This window comes from Stenotrophomonas sp. YJH_SMC_127, assembly GCF_059372445.1.
The window spans coordinates 150652-168109 of record NZ_JCAFVO010000008.1 but is presented as its reverse complement, the minus strand read 5'-3'; the positions used below and the strand labels follow the sequence as shown (position 1 = coordinate 168109).

15 protein-coding genes and 1 pseudogene are annotated in these 17458 nt (G+C 67.4%); 8 read left to right on the top strand and 8 right to left on the bottom strand.

What is annotated here, in order from left to right; all coding sequences use genetic code 11:
- A pseudogene (locus AC5QAB_RS17270) lies at positions 1-124 on the top strand (IS110 family transposase); the annotation flags it as partial.
- A 279-nt stretch (positions 125-403) separates the two neighbouring features.
- On the opposite strand, the gene AC5QAB_RS17265 reads toward AC5QAB_RS17270, so the two are convergent.
- Genes AC5QAB_RS17265 through AC5QAB_RS17255 form a run of 3 tightly spaced genes read right to left on the bottom strand, consistent with a single transcriptional unit; the run spans position 404 to position 2351 of the window.
- Positions 404-1006 (bottom strand): response regulator transcription factor, encoded by a 603-nt coding sequence (locus AC5QAB_RS17265; protein ID WP_014645643.1) that lies wholly within the window; start codon positions 1004-1006, stop codon positions 404-406.
- Entirely contained in the window at positions 1003-2226 is a 1224-nt protein-coding gene (locus tag AC5QAB_RS17260; RefSeq protein ID WP_032956229.1) for a sensor histidine kinase, read from the bottom strand. The genes AC5QAB_RS17265 and AC5QAB_RS17260 overlap by 4 nt, the downstream gene beginning before the upstream one ends.
- On the bottom strand, positions 2223-2351 hold the full coding sequence (locus tag AC5QAB_RS17255) for a hypothetical protein (protein ID WP_257473236.1): 129 nt from the start codon (positions 2349-2351) through the stop codon (positions 2223-2225). The genes AC5QAB_RS17260 and AC5QAB_RS17255 overlap by 4 nt, the downstream gene beginning before the upstream one ends.
- 202 nt (positions 2352-2553) lie before the next feature.
- On the opposite strand from AC5QAB_RS17255, the gene AC5QAB_RS17250 reads away from it, so the two are divergent.
- The 4 genes from AC5QAB_RS17250 to AC5QAB_RS17235 all read left to right on the top strand — a co-directional run bounded on the left by AC5QAB_RS17250 (position 2554) and on the right by AC5QAB_RS17235 (position 7101).
- On the top strand, positions 2554-3801 hold the full coding sequence (locus tag AC5QAB_RS17250) for an efflux RND transporter periplasmic adaptor subunit (RefSeq protein ID WP_053495704.1): 1248 nt from the start codon (positions 2554-2556) through the stop codon (positions 3799-3801).
- A gap of 102 nt (positions 3802-3903) precedes the next feature.
- Positions 3904-4593 (top strand): ABC transporter ATP-binding protein, encoded by a 690-nt coding sequence (locus AC5QAB_RS17245; protein ID WP_004137569.1) that lies wholly within the window; start codon positions 3904-3906, stop codon positions 4591-4593.
- A gap of 14 nt (positions 4594-4607) precedes the next feature.
- Positions 4608-5765: an ABC transporter permease gene (locus AC5QAB_RS17240; RefSeq protein WP_014035671.1), complete on the top strand. Its 1158-nt coding sequence runs from the start codon at positions 4608-4610 to the stop codon at positions 5763-5765.
- 13 nt (positions 5766-5778) lie between these two features.
- On the top strand, positions 5779-7101 hold the full coding sequence (locus tag AC5QAB_RS17235; RefSeq protein ID WP_032956233.1) for an ABC transporter permease: 1323 nt from the start codon (positions 5779-5781) through the stop codon (positions 7099-7101).
- Positions 7102-7197: 96 nt separating this feature from the next.
- Here AC5QAB_RS17235 and AC5QAB_RS17230 read toward each other — a convergent pair whose 3' ends face one another.
- On the bottom strand, positions 7198-7476 hold the full coding sequence (locus AC5QAB_RS17230; RefSeq protein ID WP_019661820.1) for a YrhB domain-containing protein: 279 nt from the start codon (positions 7474-7476) through the stop codon (positions 7198-7200).
- A gap of 359 nt (positions 7477-7835) precedes the next feature.
- Between AC5QAB_RS17230 and AC5QAB_RS17225 the strand changes: the two genes are divergently transcribed.
- Complete coding sequence (locus AC5QAB_RS17225; RefSeq protein ID WP_197561947.1) at positions 7836-10661, top strand: TonB-dependent receptor domain-containing protein; 2826 nt, start codon at positions 7836-7838, stop codon at positions 10659-10661.
- A gap of 207 nt (positions 10662-10868) precedes the next feature.
- Here the strand turns inward: AC5QAB_RS17225 and rarD are convergent, their stop codons facing one another.
- The gene (gene rarD, locus AC5QAB_RS17220) at positions 10869-11765 is read right to left on the bottom strand and encodes an EamA family transporter RarD (RefSeq protein WP_014645638.1); all 897 of its coding nucleotides are present in this window, start codon (positions 11763-11765) and stop codon (positions 10869-10871) included.
- A complete protein-coding gene (gene yedA / locus AC5QAB_RS17215) occupies positions 11762-12667 on the bottom strand; it encodes a drug/metabolite exporter YedA (protein ID WP_032956239.1) in 906 nt (301 codons plus the stop codon). Before yedA ends, rarD begins: the two co-directional genes overlap by 4 nt.
- 223 nt (positions 12668-12890) lie before the next feature.
- Between yedA and AC5QAB_RS17210 the strand changes: the two genes are divergently transcribed.
- Both AC5QAB_RS17210 and AC5QAB_RS17205 read left to right on the top strand, forming a co-directional pair.
- Positions 12891-14225 (top strand): MFS transporter, encoded by a 1335-nt coding sequence (locus tag AC5QAB_RS17210; protein ID WP_014645636.1) that lies wholly within the window; start codon positions 12891-12893, stop codon positions 14223-14225.
- A 67-nt stretch (positions 14226-14292) separates the two neighbouring features.
- Entirely contained in the window at positions 14293-14589 is a 297-nt protein-coding gene (locus tag AC5QAB_RS17205) for a hypothetical protein (RefSeq protein WP_014645635.1), read from the top strand.
- 127 nt (positions 14590-14716) lie between these two features.
- On the opposite strand, the gene AC5QAB_RS17200 is transcribed toward AC5QAB_RS17205, so the two are convergent.
- Positions 14717-16369: a M28 family metallopeptidase gene (locus AC5QAB_RS17200; protein WP_014645634.1), complete on the bottom strand. Its 1653-nt coding sequence runs from the start codon at positions 16367-16369 to the stop codon at positions 14717-14719.
- Between the two features lie 105 nt (positions 16370-16474).
- Positions 16475-17407 carry an MBL fold metallo-hydrolase gene (locus tag AC5QAB_RS17195; protein WP_197562204.1) on the bottom strand — a complete coding sequence of 311 codons (933 nt, stop codon included), beginning with the start codon at positions 17405-17407 and terminating at the stop codon, positions 16475-16477.
- Between the last annotated feature and the right edge of the window lie 51 nt (positions 17408-17458).

Below are 17458 nucleotides of genomic sequence, written 5' to 3'. Positions count from 1 at the left end.
TTACGCTGGCCTGAAGGCCAAAGGCAAAGCGAGCAAGGTGGCGCTCGTGGCGGTCATGCGCAAAATGCTGGTGATCCTAAACGCCCGTAAGCGGGACGCCGAGGTGGCCCTCGGCTGCCCCTGACAAGACAGTTGCTACTGGGTGCAGCTGTGGCTTTTGACGTTGGGTCCGCCTTGAGCGAGCCGAGCATCGCAGGGGAATCAGGGGCGAAGAGGCGCCGGTGTCTGAGCGCAGCGAGTTCGGCGCCGTCCCCTGATTCGCCGAGAAGCGCAGGGAACCGTCGCGTAGCGACGGCTCGCGCTCTGGCGGCGTGTTTCTTTGGTTACTTTCTTTGCACGAGCAAAGAAAGTGACACCCACCCGCGGTCGCGGAAACGACATCATTGGGAACAGCAGGACGCCCCTACAACCACCCCTTCTGCCGCGCCAGCCGGTACGCCTCGATCCGGTTGGCCACGCCCAGCTTGCCGATGCACTCGGACAGGTAATTGCGCACCGTACCGTGCGACAACCCCAGCTGCTCGGCGATCTCGCTGGCGGTGCGGCCCTCGCCCGCCAGCCGCAGTACGCGGCGCTCGCGGTCGGTCAGCGGATCGGCCTGCGACCACGCATCCAGTGCCAGCTGCGGGTCGATCGCGCGGATGCCCTGTTTCACCTTGCGCAGGGCATCGGCCAGGTTCTCGGCCGGTGCATCCTTCAGCAGGTAGCCCAGCACGCCGGCTTCCAGCGCGCGGCGCAGGAAGCCGGCGCGGGCGAAGGTGGTCACGATCACCACCTTGATCGGCAGCTCGTGGCGCGCGATGCGCTGGGCAAGCTCGAGCCCGGACAGGCCGGGCATCTCGATGTCGGTGACCAGGATGTCCGGTTGCAGCTGCTGCAGCATCCGCCACGCGGTTTCGCCATCGGCGGCGCTGCCCAGCACCTCGATATCCGGCTCCAGGCCCAGCAACGCCGACAGTGCACCGCGCACCATCGCCTGATCCTCGGCCAGCAGGATGCGGATCATGCGGCACCGTCCTGTGCCAGCGACGGCGGCGCTCCCGGCGGCAACGGTGTGGTCGCGGCAGCCAGTGGCACGCGCACGGTCAGTCGCGTGCCCTCGCCCTTTGCGGACTGTACCTGCAGGCTGCCCCCCAGGGCGGCCACGCGTTCGCGCATGCCGCTCAGCCCGTTGCCCTCGGCCTGCACGCCGCCACGGCCATCGTCGCGGATCTGCATCGCCAGCATGCGTCCCTCCAGCATGAACTCCACCCGTGCCTGTGTCGCCTGTGCATGGCGCACGATATTGGTTGCGGCCTCGCGCAGCACCAGCGCCAGCCCGCGTTCGACATCCACCGGCATCGCCGGTGGTGGTGCGTATTGAAGGTGGACCTGCTGGCATTCCAGCAGCAGCCGCGCCGATGCCAGCTCACCGGCCAGGTCGCTGGCGCGGATGCCGGTAACCGCGCTGCGCACCTGTGCCAGCGCTTCGCGGGCGATGGCCTCGGCCTCGCCGATCTCCAGCCGCGCGCGCGCGTCGCCGCGGTCGTGCAGCTTGCGCGCCAGCTCCAGCTTCAATGTGATCAGCGACAGGGTGTGGCCGAGCAGATCATGCAGGTCGCGGCCGATGCGTTCGCGCTCGGCAGTGGCCGCCAGCCGCCGCACCTCGTCCTGCGACAGCTGCAGTGCCGCATCCTTCTGCTGGTTGAGCGCTTCCACGTTCACGACCAGCCCCACGATGTAGGACACGGCCGGGATCCAGACCAGGCTCTGCCACGGGTACTGGAACAGCAGCGCGAGGCTGCAGAACAGAAGGTTCAGGCCAGTGAGCTGCAGCAGATACTGCCACCAGCCACCGCGTCCGCTCACCCGCAGCAGCACGCAGCCGAACACGAAGTAGGTCAGCCCGGACGGATACCAGGGCAGCAGCACCAGCGACATCGCGATCAGGCCCAGCGCATAGCGCGGAGCGTGATGGCGCGGCGCCACCATCACCTTGGCGTACAGCAGCAGGAACACCGGATAGCTGGCCAGCGTCAGCAGCAGCCAGCGCAGGGTGAAGCCGTGGCCAAGCAAGGGCGTCAGGAAGATCCACACCGACCACAGCAGGTGGACTGCCTCGCTCCAGGGCGATTTTCCCCGGCGCAGCGTATCGGCCACCGCCGAGTCCGGCGCGGGGCGCAGCAGCGAGGCAAGCCATGTCGACGGCACGGGCGGTTCCAGGCGGGGACGATCGCCGCCGATCATGCCAGTTCAGCCGCCTGCGCGCAGGCGCCACCACCGGCCGGGCGGCACCGGCGCAACCGAGCGCGGATCACGGTACGCTTGGCGGCGCGGCTGTGGCGGGCCAGCGACGGGGTGATCGGATCCATGGGCGGTACCGGTAGCGGGGACGTTGCCATCCTGTGCCGCCGTGGTCACGTTTCGCAGTTGCCGCCGTCAGTGTCATCGGGTGACAGCTGTCACTGCCGTCATCGCTGTGCCTGCCTGCATGCTGTGCCGCACGCTCCACCGCCGGAACCGCCGCCGTCCGCCCTTCCGGCCACACCCGCCCAAACGCCTGTGATGGACCGAATGAACGCTTCTGCCGAGCTGTTGAAGGAACTCCGTATCGACCGCAAATCGCCGCCGCCCGCCTCCGGCGGCAGTGGCGGTGGCCGCCGCTGGCTGTGGATCGCGATCATCGTGGTCGTGTTGTTGCTGGCCGCTGTCGGCTTCGCCCTGTTCGGGCGTACGCCGGCAGTGGACGTGGAAACCGCCCCCGCCGTGGCCATCCAGCAGGGCAGCGCCAGCAGTTCGGTGCTCGATGCCAGTGGCTACGTGGTCGCCCGGCGCATGGCCACGGTATCGGCCAAGATCACCGGCAAGGTGCGCGAGGTGATGATCGAGGAAGGCATGCGCGTGGAACAGGGCCAGATCATGGCCACGCTGGACCCGATCGATGCCGACGCGCAGCGCAGCCTGTATGCCTCGCAGCTGCAGGCCGCACGCAGCCAGGTGGCCGGGCTGGAAGCGCAGCAGAGGCAGGCGGCCGCTGAAGCCAGCCGCCTGCAGGCACTGGTCGGCCAGCAGCTGGTGTCGCGCTCGCAGTACGACCAGGCGGTGGCCCAGCGTGACAGCCTGCGTGCACAGCTGGACACCGCACAGCGCAACGTCAAGGTGGCCAACGACCAGCTGGCCATCGCCGATCTGGGCGTGGACAACAACATCGTGCGCGCGCCGTTCTCCGGCGTGGTCACTGCCAAGGCCGCGCAGCCCGGCGAAATCGTCTCGCCGCTGTCGGCGGGCGGTGGGTTCACCCGTACCGGCATCGGCACCATCGTCGACATGGACTCGCTGGAGATCGAAGTCGAGGTCGGCGAGGCCTTCATCGGCCGCGTGCAGCCGAAGATGCCGGTCGAAGCCACGCTCAACGCCTATCCGGAGTGGAAGATTCCGGGCGAGGTGATCGCCATCATCCCCACCGCCGACCGCGGCAAGGCCACGGTGAAGGTGCGCGTGGCGCTGAAGGTGAAGGACCCGCGCATCGTGCCGGAGATGGGCGTGCGCGTCAGCTTCCTGGAGCAGGCGCAGCCGCAGGCGGCCGCCAAACCGCAGGGCGTGCGCGTGCCGGCGGGCGCCGTGGTCCAGCGCGAGGGCGCCTCGGTTGCCTTCGTGCTGGGTGACGAAAGCCGCGTGCAGCAGCGCACGGTCGAGGCCGGCCAGGCGATGGGCAAGGACCGCCAGATCCTCAAGGGCGTGAGCGCAGGTGAATCGGTGGTGCTGAACCCGCCGGACAGCCTGCGCGATGGCGCCAAGGTGCAACAGAAACAAGCGCAGTAGCGGCCTGGCGCCCACGGGCGCCGCCGGCAGCACCGCTCGACGCACGCCTGCGGCCCCTGCCGTGGCGCTTCCCCGTTTCCCGCCTTCCGTGGAGAACCACCCATGTCGACCCTGGTTTCACTGCGCAACATCACCAAGACCTACCAGCGTGGCCCCGAGAAAGTGCAGGTGCTGCACGGCATCGACCTGGACATCGCCAGCGGCGACTTCGTCGCGCTGATGGGCCCGTCCGGCTCGGGCAAGACCACCCTGCTCAACCTGATCGGCGGCCTGGACAACCCCAGCGGCGGCGAGATCAGCATCGAGGGCGAGCGCATCGACCAGATGAGCGGCGGCCAGCTGTCGACCTGGCGCAGCCACCACGTCGGCTTCGTGTTCCAGTTCTACAACCTGATGCCGATGCTGACCGCGCAGAAGAACGTGGAACTGCCGCTGCTGCTGACCCACCTCAATGCGGCGCAGCGCCGCCGCAACGCCGAGATCGCGCTGACCCTGGTCGGCCTGGCCGACCGCCGCAGCCACCGCCCGAATGAACTGTCCGGCGGCCAGCAGCAGCGCGTGGCAATCGCCCGGGCGATCGTCTCCGACCCGACCTTCCTGATCTGCGACGAACCGACCGGCGACCTCGACCGCCAGTCCGCCGAGGAGATCCTCGGCCTGCTGCAGCAGCTCAACCGGGAGCATGGCAAGACCATCATCATGGTCACCCATGACCCGAAGGCCGCCGAGTACGCCACGCACACGGTGCACCTGGACAAGGGCGAGCTGGCCGACGCGCCGCTGGCCCACTGACGGAGGCCACGGCGATGAAATACTTCTCGTTGGTGTGGGCGCAGCTGTTCCGCAGCCGTACCCGCACGTTGCTGACCCTGCTCTCCGTGGTGGCCGCGTTCCTGCTGTTCGGCATGCTCGATTCGGTGCGCGTGGCATTCACCTCCGGCGGCAGCGTGGAAGGCGCCAACCGCCTGGTGGTCGCATCGCGGCTGTCGATCACCCAGTCGCTGCCGATCCGCCTGGAAGCCCAGGTGCGGCAGGTGGCCGGCGTGCGCGACGTGGCCTATGGCATGTGGTTCGGCGGCATCTACCAGGACCCGAAGAACTTCTTCCCGAACTTCTCGGTGTCCCCCAACTACTTCGATGTCTACCGCGAGCTGCAGATCGACCCGGCACAGCTGGAAGACTGGAAGCAGACCCGTACCGGCGCCATCGTCGGCGAAACCCTGGCCAAGCAGTTCGGCTGGAAGATCGGCGACACCATCCCGCTGCAGGCCACGATCTTCCCGCGTGGCGGCAGCAACGACTGGCCGCTGGTGCTCAAGGGCATCTACCGTTCCAAGGACCGTGCGCTGGCCGCCAACGAAGAACGCCAGTTGATGATGAACTGGAAGTACTTCGATGAATCCAACGACTACATCAAGAACCAGGTGAGCTGGTACACGGTAACGCTGGACAACCCGGACCACTCTTCGCGGGTGGCGCAGGCGATCGACGCGATCTCGGCCAACTCCGACCACGAGACCAAGACCCAGACCGAATCGGCGTTCCAGCAGGCCTTCGTCAAGCAGTTCGCGGATATCGGCATGATCGTCACCTCGATCATGGGCGCGGTGTTCTTCACCCTGCTGCTGTTGACCGGCAACACCATGGCGCAGGCCGTGCGCGAGCGCGTGCCGGAGCTGGCCACGCTGAAGACGCTGGGCTTCAAGGACAGCACCGTGCTGACCCTGGTGATGGTGGAATCGGTGCTGCTGATCGGCCTGGGCGGCCTGATCGGCATGGGCCTGGCCGCCCTGATCCTGCCGGCCATCGGCCCGAAGAGCATGGGCATGCTGCCGCCGCACGTGCCGACGCCAACCTGGCTGATGGGGCTGGGCCTGATCGTGGTGATCGGCATCATCGTCGGCCTGTTGCCGGCGCTGCGTGCCAAGCGCCTGAAGATCGTCGACGCACTGGCCGGTCGCTGAGGAGAACACAGACATGTTCAAGAGCAAACTCAAGAAGTGGCTGGGCAACGGCGTGACGGTGCTGCTGCTGGCGGTCGGCCTGGTGCTGTGGATCAGCCTGCCGTGGACCGGCGTGCTGGCCGTGACCGTGCTGGTGGCCCTGTGGCTTCTGCTGACCCGCGGGGGGCGACTGGCGCTGGCCGCCACCCGTATCGGCGTGGCCAGCCTGCCGCAGCGCTGGGGCGCGTCCTCGGTGATCGTGGTCGGCATCGCCGGCGTGGTCGGCGTGCTGGTGGCAATGCTGGCGATGGGCGAAGGCTTCCAGGCCACGCTCAACAACACCGGCGATGACACCACTGCCATCGTGCTGCGCGGTGGCTCGCAGGCCGAGACCAACTCGGTGATCACCCGCGAGCAGGTACCGATGCTGTCCACCCTGCCCGGCATCAGCCGCGATGCGCAGGGCCGGCCGCTGCTGTCGCCGGAGCTGTCGCAGGTGGTCAACCTGGTGTCGAAGTCCGATGGCACCGACGTCAACGCGCAGTTCCGCGGCGTGGGCCCGCAGGCATGGGCGGTGCATGACAAGGTCAGGATCGTCGAGGGGCGCAAGTTCGCCACTGGCCTGCGCGAGATCGTGGTCGGCCAGGGCGCCAAGGGCCAGTTCCGCGACATGGAGGTGGGCAGGACACTGACCCTGGGCAACCAGACCTGGACCGTGGTGGGTGTGTTCGCCACCGGCGATGCGCATGATTCGGAACTGTGGACCGACGCCGATACGCTGGCCACCACCTACCAGCGCAGCGCCTGGCAGTCGATCAGCGTGCGCACCGAGGGCAAGGCAGGCTTCGATCAGTTCAAGGCCGCCGTCGCCGCCGACCCGCGCCTGAAACTGGACGTGGAAACCACCCGCGTGTACTACAGCAAGCAGGGCGGCGGGCTGACCAAGTTGATCGACATCCTTGGCAAGGTGATCGGCACGATCATGGCGGTCGGTGCGGTGTTTGGCGCGCTCAACACCATGTATGCGGCCGTCGCCACGCGCGCCCGCGAAATCGCCACCATGCGTGCGATCGGCTTCCGCGGCCTGCCGGTGGTGACGGCAGTGATGCTGGAGACGATGCTGCTGGCGCTGCTCGGTGGCCTGCTCGGCTGTGCGGTGGCGTGGCTGCTGTTCAATGGCTACAGCGTGTCCACCATCGGCAGCAACTTCAGCGCAGTGGTGTTCAAGTTCCATGTGTCGCCGGAACTGCTGTGGACCGGCCTGAAATGGGCACTGGGCATCGGCCTGGTCGGCGGCCTGTTCCCGGCCCTGCGCGCGGCACGTTTGCCGATCACCACGGCGCTGCGCGAAACCTGAGCATCGCGCAGCGGTGGACTGCGCATCACGCAAGGGGACGGAGCGAAGGCTCCGTCCCTTTCACGTTGCCGAACTCAGAAATCCGCCGCCGCAGCATCAGACGGCGGGGCCGCGCGCGGCCAGATGCTGGCGAAGGACCTCCTCGGGCGGATACGCCGTGCCCAGCGCGTGCTGCTCGCCTGTGTGCCGGTCGACGAAGATCGGCCCATTGCCGGCCAATGCATCCGAGATTTCGCCGGATTGCAGGTAGCGCAGCGACTGGAAGCAGAACAGCCAGCCTTCGACCACTTCGTGCTCATGCGTGATGGCAACCGGCTCATCGTCGCTGGCAAGTGCAGCCTCCACGCGACGGCGTGCTTCTTCAAGCTGGATCATTCCTTCCTCTCCTGCCTTCGATGACAAGGCGAAGAGCATTTCATGCGGGCAGGTGCATCACAACGGCTGCGCGCCTGCATACAAGCGCGTACTGCGACGCGTTGTCGCAACCACTCAAGCGTGCCAGCTTCGTGCCGCTATCGATGCCTCTGCCCATCGCAAACGCAGCGCGCGTGACGCTGCGCACAGCGCATCTGTGGATTGTTGGTTGCGATTCATTTTCGCGCACGTCCAGCGGCGCCGAGACAAACAGTTACGAATGGAAACATTCTAGAATCGCGCCCCCCCACGTTGGTTTGCAGCACCCCACGCGCCCATAGAACGGGCGCTTGTTTTTACTGAAACACGAGATTTCACGGATGTCCCTGAAAACCAATCCGCTGCGCAACGCGATCGTCATCGCGCTGGCCGCCAGTTGCACCACCCCCGCCTTCGCACAGAGCGCCGGCGATACCCCGACCAACCTCGACCGCATCGAAATCACCGGCTCGCGCATCCGCCAGGCCAGTGTCGAAACCGCACAGCCGGTGGTCGCGCTCAACCGCGCCGAGATCGAGAAGAAGGGCTACGTCAACGTCGCTGACATCCTGCAGGACATTCCTGCCGCCGGTGCGCCGAGCATGAGCCGCGCCTCGTCGCTGACCTCCTCGCGCGACTTCGGCGGCATGTACGTCAGCCTGCGCAACCTGGGCCCGGAACGCAGCCTGGTGCTGATCGACGGCCGCCGCATGGGCGTCAGCGCCGGCGGTTACTCCGACCTGGCCTCGATCCCGTCGTCCATCGTCGAGCGCGTGGAAGTGCTGACCGACGGCGCCTCCGCGCTGTACGGCTCCGATGCCATCGCCGGCGTGGTCAACATCATCACCCGCAAGAATTTCGATGGTGGCGAAGCCAGCGTCTATGCCGGCCAGTACGGCCAGGGTGACGGCCAGAAGCGCGCCTACAGCGCGACCTTCGGCAAGACCTTCGAGCGCGGCTGGTTCAGCGTGGGTGCCGAGCGCACCAAGGAAGATGAGGTGCTGGGCAAGGACCGCGCGTTCAGCCGTTACACCAACGGCCCGCGCCACCCCAACGATGGCCTCAATGGCAACACCCCGTGGGGCTACGTCACCGTCGGTGGCAAGAACCTGACGGTGGGCCCGGGCGGCGACCCGGGCAAGGCCGGCAATTTCCATGCGCCGGACCCGGCTGATGGTGCAAACACCAAGTCGAACATGAGCCTGCTGACAGGCCTGGAACGCACCTCGGTGTTCGCCAACGGTGGCTTCTCGATCACCGACAACCTGCGCATCGTCGCCGACGCGTTGTACAGCAAGCGCGAGTCGACCAAGCACCTGGCCGGTTACCCGTACTCGGTCAGCGCCGCACAGGCCCGCAATGGCAGCCGTGCCGCCCTGTCCAAGGACAGCGCGTTCAACCTGTGGGGCCAGGATGCGCTGTTCGCGCACCGTACCGAGGAACTGCCGCGCGGCACCGAGAACAACCTGGAAACCAAGCGCGCCAGCATTGGTCTGGAAGGCAGCTTCGAAACCGGTTCGCGGTACTGGGACTGGAACGTCAACTACATGTACAACCGCAACGAAGGCGAGCGCATCGGTACCGGCAGCATGTACCAGCCGCACGTCAACCTGGCCGTCGGCCCGTCCTTCATGGACGGCAACGTGGCCCGCTGCGGTGCGCCGGGCGCGGTGATCGCCGGCTGCGTGCCGTGGAACCCGGCCGCCCCGATGGGTTACACCGGCCCCGGCTCGCTGAGCAACCAGGACGTGCAGGACTACCTGTTCACCCGCTTCGTCGACAAGATGCAGAGCACCACCAAGGTCGCCAGCGGCAACATCTCCGGCTCGCTGCTCACCCTGCCGGCCGGCGACATCCTGGCCGCGATGGGCTTCGAGCACCGCAGCGAAGAAGCCAGCTACACTCCGGACACGATGGTGCAGAAGGGCGAGATCGCCGGCACCAGCGGCCAGCCGACCCGCGGCAACTACTCGCTCAACGAGGTCTACCTGGAGCTGCAGGTGCCGCTGCTGGCCGACCTGCCGTTCGCCCGCGAACTGTCGCTGGACATGGCCGGCCGCTACTCGGACTACAACAACTTCGGTTCGACCACCAACAGCAAGTTCGGCCTGAAGTGGAAGCCGATCGACAGCCTGCTGGTGCGCGCCACCTACGGCACCGGCTTCCGTGCGCCGACCGTGGATGACCTGTACGGCGGCACCGTCAGCAGCCGCGACTCGTTCACCGATCCGTGCGATACCTCCTTCGGTACCGCCGCCACCAGCCCGACCGTCGCTGCCCGCTGCCAGGCGCTGAAGGTGCCGGCCAACTTCCGCCAGCTCAACAGCGATGGCAGCGTGGCCACCAAGCCCGGCCAGCAGGCCACCACCGATTTCAGCTCGGGTTCCAACCCGGGCCTGAAGCCGGAAACCGCCAAGACCTGGACCGTCGGCCTGGTCTACAGCCCGGACTTCGTGCAGGGCCTGGACGTCAGCCTGGACTGGTGGAAGATCCGCATCGACAACGCCATCGTCGGTGAGTCGGCCACCAACATCCTGGAACAGTGCTACGTGCAGGGTTCGGATGCCGCCTGCGGCCGCTTCACCCGTGGCAGCAACGGCCAGGTCAACTCGCTGGACCGCTCGCTGGTCAACGCGGGCTACCGCGAAACCGCCGGCTATGACATCAACGTGCGCTACCGCCTGCCGGAAACCGCGTTCGGCAAGTTCGCCGTCAACTGGAACACCACCTACACCGACTACCTGGAGCAGCGCAACGACAGCGCCGCCACCACCCCGGTGGAACAGCGTACCGGTTGGGCCGGCGACTTCCGCGTGCGCTCCACCTTCAACCTGGATTGGCAGTACGGCGACCTCGGCATCGGCTGGACCGCGCGCTACTACTCCAGCATGAAGGAGAAGTGCTCGTACATGGATGAGTGCAACCTGCCGGGCTTCAACTCGTCGTACACCAGCGCGTCGCCGACCAACAAGGTGGGCTCCAACACCTTCCACGACCTGCAGGTGCGTTACAGCCTGCCGTGGGATGGCACCGTGTCGCTGGGCGTGAACAACGTGTTCAACCACCAGGGTCCGATCATGTACAGCCAGCCGAACAGCAGCTTCACCTACTACGGTGGCTTCGACATCGGCCGCTTCATGTACATGAAGTACCAGCAGCGCTTCTAAGCCTGCAACCGCGTTCCCGCCACGGCCATCCCTCTCTCCTGGCCGTGGACGGAAGCAGAACGGCGCCCCTCGGGGCGCCGTTCTTTTTTGGGTGGAAGCGGGTCGGATCCCTTCGCCCTGCGAAGGGCTCTGACCCCAGGCGACGGATAGAACAGGGTCAGAGCCCTCCGCGTTGCGGAGGGATCCGACCCCGCAGCCCCGCCGGCGCTAGCGCTTGGCGCGCATCGTGCGGATGTTGTCGCCGACGAACAGGATCAGGCCGGCCCAGATCGCGGCAAAGCCGATCGCCTTGGCGGTATCGAACGCTTCGTGGAAGAAGAACACGCCCAGCAGCAGCTGCAGGCTCGGTGCGATGTACTGCAGGATGCCGACCAGCGACAGCGGAATGCGCTTCACTCCGTAGGCAAAGCCGATCAGCGGTACGGCGGTGACTGCGCCACCGAAGATCAGCAGCAGGTCGTTGCGCCAGCCCCAGCCATGGAAGAACGCACCGCCATGGCCGTTTTCCGCCCAGATCGCGAAGGCCAGCGCCGGCAGGAACAGGTACATGCTTTCCACGCCCAGGCCGGCCACCGGGTCGACCGAGACCAGCTTGCGCAACAGCCCATACAGGCCGAACGAACAAGCCAGGCCGAGCGCGATCCACGGCGGTGTGCCGGCGTCGATGGTCAGCCAGGCCACGCCCACCGCCGCCATCGCCACCGCCACCCATTGCAGGCGGCGCAGGCGTTCCTTCAGCACCAGCACGCCCAGCAGCACGTTCACCAGCGGGTTGATGAAGTAGCCCAGGCTGGTCTCGATGACATGGCCGGCGTTGACCGCCCAGATGTACAGGCCCCAGTTGAAGGCGATGGTCAGGCTCGACACCAGCAGGATCGGCAGCGCGCGCGGCTGCGCGGCGATCTTCTGCCACCAGCCCAGGCGCGAGCTGATCAGCAGCCAGCCCAGCACCAGCACGGTGCTCCAGATGATGCGGTGGGCGATGATCTGGAACGAAGGCACCTCGTTGAGCAGGTGCCAGTACACCGGCACCAGGCCCCAGATCACGAAGGTGGACGCGGTGACCAGCAGGCCCCGGCGCTGTTCTTTCTCGTCCATGCTCATCTCTTTCGCGTCCTTGCCATCGTCAGTACCACCACACCCAGGAGAATCACCGCCATCGCCAGCAGGTCGCGCCAGCCGAAGCGCTCACCGTTGAGCAGCGCGCCGAGCAGCACCGCGATCACCGGATTGACGTACGCATAGCTGCCGGCCAGCGCCGGGCGCACGTTCTGCAGCAGCCACACGTAGGCAGTGAACGCGACGATGGAGCCGAACACGCACAGGTAGGCCATCGCCAGCAGGCCACCGGTATCGGGCAGCGTGCTCGGGCGCTCGCCGACCGCCAGGCCGATCAGCACCAGCAGCGCGCCACCGCAGATCATCTGCCCGGCCGCGGTCATGAACGGGCCCGGCAGGTCCAGCCCGCGTGCCCACACCGAACCGAACGCCCAGCCGATCGGCGCGATCAGCAGCAGCACCAGCCCGGTCGGCGAGGCGGTCAGGCTGCTGCCGGCATTGAGCCAGACCACACCGAGGAAGCCGATGGCGATGCCCAGCCACTCACCGCGGCTGGCGTGCTGGCCGCGCAGTGCCGAGAACAGTGCCATCCACAGCGGCACCGAGGCCACCGCGGTGGCGGCGAGGCCCGAGGAGACCTCGCGCTCGGCCAGCACCACCATGCCGTTGCCCAGCACCAGCATGGTCACGCCCATGATGACCAGGTTGCGCCATTGCCGCAGGGTCGGGTTCGGCAGTTTCCAGAACAGGCGCAGCGCCAGGAACATCAGGCCGCCGGCAATGATGAAGCGGCTGCCGGAGACCATCGTCAGCGGCAGTGCGCCGCCGTGCAGGGCCTTGGCGATGCCCAGGTAGGTCGAGCCCCAGACCACGTAGACCAGCAGCAGTGCCAGCGCGACAAGGCCACCCCGGGGGGCAGCCGCAGACGAAGAGGGGGGAGCCGACATGACACACCAGGGAGCCGGGGGAAGGCGGATTCTAGGACGTTTTGAGTATGGTCCGGGACCCCATGCGGTGGCACGCTGTCATCCATCCATGAACCCTGCTCTGGTCTGCTACCCCGTGTTGACGGTCGATGCAGTACCAAGAGGGCTGCCCGGCCGCGCCGCCCCAAGGCCGGGCGCCGTTTTCCCTGCGCACGGACGCGCCGCATCGAGGATTCCCACCCAGATGAGCACCACGCCCCAACCTGCTGTCCCCGCGAACGACCGCGCCGCCCTGCGGCGGTCGATCTCCAACACCCTCAAAGGCTCCGCCGGCAACCTGGTGGAGTGGTACGACGTCTACGTGTACTCGGTGTTCGCCGTGTACTTCGAATCGCAGTTCTTCTCGCCCGACGACAAGAACTCCACGATGTACGTGTGGGCGATCTTCGCCGCGACCTTCCTGATGCGCCCGATCGGCGCCTGGTTCTTCGGCCGCTTCGCCGACCGCCATGGCCGCCGCCTGGCGCTGACCGTCTCGGTCACGTTGATGGCGCTGTGCTCGTTCCTGATCGCCATCACCCCCACCGCCGCCAGCATCGGCATCTGGGCCGCGGTCATCCTGCTGTTCGCACGGCTGCTGCAGGGCTTCGCCACCGGTGGCGAGTACGGCGCCAGCGCCACCTACATGTCCGAAGCCGCCATTCCCGGCCGCCGCGGCTTCCTGTCGTCCTTCCACTACGTCACCCTGGTTGGCGGCCACGTGCTGGCCCAGCTGACCCTGCTGCTGATGCTGACCTTCTGGGGCAAGCCGGAAATCTCCGAGTGGGGCTGGCGCATCGCCTTCGGCATCGGCGGCATCGCCGCGGTGGTGGTGTTCTGGCTGCGCCGTGGCATGGACGAGTCGCTGTCGGAGTCGTCCATCGAGGCCGCGCGCGAGGGCAAGGCGCAGAAGTCCGGTTCGATGTACGAGCTGTTCGTGCACCAGTGGCGACCGCTGCTGCTGTGCTTCCTGATCACCGCCGGCGGCACCGTGGCCTTCTACACCTACTCGGTGAACGGCCCGAAGATGATCCAGAGCGCCTTCGCCGGCAACGATCCGATGACCGGCACCCTGATCAACCTGGGCGTGCTGGCCTTCCTGATGGTGCTGCAGCCGGTCGGTGGCTGGCTGTCGGACATCATCGGCCGCAAGACCCTGCTGGTGTTCTTCGGCGTCGGCGGCGTGCTGTACAGCTGGTACCTGATCACCCAGCTGCCGCACCAGCATGACGCCACCCTGGCCTTCCTGACCCTGGCGCTGGCGTTCGTCATCCTCACCGGCTACACCTCCATCAATGCGGTGGTAAAGGCCGAACTGTTCCCCACCCATGTGCGTGCACTGGGCGTGGGCCTGGGCTATGCGCTGGCCAACTCGCTGTTCGGCGGCACCGCCCCGCTGCTGTACCAGGGCGCGCTGAAGACCGGCCACGTCGATTGGTTCGCCCTCTACGTGACTGCCACGATCGCGGTATCGTTGGTGGTCTATGTGTTCTTCCTCACCAACAAGGGCCCGAACTGGCTCGACGGCACCCGCAAGTAAGCGCGTTGCCCTGATCGCGGCCACCGGTGCAATGCCGGTGGCCGCTGCGTCTCCCGCTCCTCCACTGATGTGGATCGCGGTGACGCTGGCCGCAGCCACGGCACTGGCCTGGCTGCTGCGCCGCCCCAGCGCACAGGCCGCATGGCCACGCATCGGCTTCGGGATCGCCCTGCTGCTGTTCTGCGCCGCACTGGCGCTGCAGCTGGCAGTGGACCTGGGCAGCGGCCACAGCTCGCTGCAACTGCGCCTGCATCGCGGCGTCAACGGCGGATCGCTGGTCGGCCTGCGCACGATGGTGGCGTGCTATCTGGCAGCGCTCGCCGCCAGCGGCTGGGGCGCGTGGAAGCTGCTGCGCCGGCGCTGACGAACACCCGGTCGTGCCGCCCGCTGGCCGACACCTCCACATTCTTTCGGTCGTGCCGGCCGCTGGCCGGCAACCTCATGAACCTCCGGGAAGAGCAGCGAGTTGCCGGCCAGCGGCCGGCACTACCTCAGCGGCGGGCCGCTTCGCTCTTGTCGCGCGCGCCGCGGAACTCCGATTCCTTTTCCCACGTCGGCCAGCGGCGGCTGTTGGCCAGCTCCGCGCCCAGATCGTAGACCAGCAGGGTATCGGCAGCGTGGCCGCTCGGGTCCCAGCGCGGCGTCCAGGCATCGCAGGCCTGGTGGTAGCAATCGGCGAAGTACTTCTCGCGCAGCGCGCGGCCAGCTTCAACCCCACCGTCCAGCTTGTCCAGGCCCGGGCCGATGGTGATTGCCGGCACGCCCAGGCGGGCGAAGGCGAAGTGGTCAGCGCGGTAGAAGAAGCCCGCTTCCAGGTTCGGGTCCGGGCTGTAGCTGCGGCCGCGGGCCTTGGCCACGCGTTCCAGGTCGCCTTCCAGCGAGACCCGGCCCTTGCCCCACGACGCGATGTCGCGGGTCGGGCCATCCGGGCTGAACATTTCGATGTTCAGCACCGCGGCGGTCTTGTCCAGCGGCGCCAGCGGGTGCGCGGCGTAGTAGCTGGCGCCCAGCAGGCCCTTCTCTTCGGCGGTCAGCGCCACGAAGTACAGCGTGCGCTGCGGCTGCGGGCCGGCGGCGAACACCCGGCCCAGTTCCAGCACCGTGGCCACGCCGGTGGCGTTGTCGATCGCACCGCGGCGGATGCGGTCCCCCTTGGCGTCGGGCTGGCCGATGCCGAACGCATCCCAGTGCGCAGAGAAGATCACCGCCTCGTCGCCATGCTCGCCACCGGGCAGCTTGGCCACCACGTTGCGGGTCACCACCTGCTCGCGCTTCAGCGCGAAGTCCACGCTCAGCTTGGCGTTGTCCAGTGCCACAGGACGGAAGTCGGCGCGCATCGCCTTGCGCTTCTCGGCATCGAAGTCGAGGCCGGCGTCGGCGAAAATCGCCTCGGCCAGCTCGCGCTGCATCCAGCCACGCAGCGGCGTGTGCTGCGCCATCGCCTCGTCCTGGCCGCGCTCGATGTCGAACAGCGGCGATGTGCCCGAGCTCTTCACTGTGGCCCAGCCGTAGGCGGCCGGCGCGGTCTCGTGCACGATCAGCACGCCTTCGGCACCACGGCGTGCGGCTTCCTCGAACTTGTAGGTCCAGCGGCCGTAGTAGGTCACCGCCTTGCCGTCAAACGCGCCCGGCGCATCGGCCTCGAAATCGGCATCGTTGATCAGCACCACGGCGATCTTGCCGTGCAGGTCCACGTCCTTGTAGTCGTTCCACTGGCGTTCCGGCGCATCGATGCCATAGCCGACGAACACCAGCGGCGCATTCCTGATCTGCACGCGCTTGCGCGGCTGCAGGCTCTGCAGGGTCACGTCCACGCCATTGGCCAGCGCACGCTTGCCCTGCTTCAGCGACAGGCTGGCCTTGGCCGGGCCGTCCAGCTGCGCGCGCACCAACGGGACCGGCTGCACCCAGCTGCCATCCACGCCGCCGGGCTGCAGGCCGTAGCTGCGGAACTGCTCGATCAGGTACTGCACCGTGCGCTCTTCACCCTCGGTGGCCGGCGCGCGGCCCTCGAATTCATCCGACGCCAGAACGCGCACATGGCGCGACAGCGCCTGCGGATCGATGCCGCCACCCGGCAGGTCGTTGGCCGCATGGGCAAGGCCACCGACGAACAGGCAGGACGACAGCAGCAACACGCGCATCGGATTCACGGCAGTACCACGGCTAGCTTGGAAGTCACCAGAGTGTAACGTGGTCGTGACATCACGGCGCGGCTTGGGCCCGCGTCATCCACGCAGGGCGTGGATCTACCTGCTGATGCGATCCAGCCAGCAGGCCAGGCCCTGTGCATTGAGCTCGATATCCATCGCCAGCACGGTGGTCACTGCCGCATCGTCCAGCGCACAGCCATGCAGCTGTGCACGTTCCAGATACAGCGCCTGCAACGCGGCCAACAGGCAACGATGGCGGTCCGGTCGACCGTCGCACTGGCGGCCAATGGCAGCCATCGCATCGATCTGCTCGAACAGGTCGCCGGCCAGTTTCTCCACCTGTTCCACACGACCGTAGTGGGTCAGGTACATCGCCTGCGGGCCGTAGCCCAGCATGCGCTGGATCGAGGCCTTCATCGCCTCCGGGTCGAACTGCACCGGCGAGGAGGTCGGGAAGATGAAAGCGCCCTGCGCGCTGTCCAGCTCGCGGTAGGAGATACCGAAGGTATCGCCGGTGAACCAGCTGCGGCTGCGCGCATCCCACACGCAATAATGGTGCAGCGCGTGACCCGGCGTGTGCAGCAGCACCAGCTCGCGGCCGGCCAGATGGATGCGGTGGCCGTCTTCGGCCACCACCACGCGCGACTCCGGAATCGCCTCGATGCGGCCATAGCTGCGCGCGATCTCGTCGGCGCCATACACCGCCGTGGCACCGGCGATCAGCCGGGTCGGGTCGATCATGTGCGGCGCACCGCGCGGGTGCAGCACCGCCTTTGCGTTGGGCAGCTGCTGCATCAGCAGGCCGGCGCCGCCGGCGTGGTCCAGGTGCACGTGCGTGAGCAGCAACCAGTCCACCGCTTCCACGCCCAGGCCGGCATCCGCCAGCGCCTGCAGCATCGCCGGCACCGACAGGCCGGTGCCGCAGTCGACAAACGCGGCGCGGCCGTTTTCAACGATCAGGTAAGCCGCGTCGAAGTCCGGGCGCTGGAAGCCGGTATCGATGGTGTGGATGCTGGGGTCGGCGGTCATCGGCACGCACCTGGCAGGATCGGGAACAGACGCCCATGGTAGGCGCGCAGG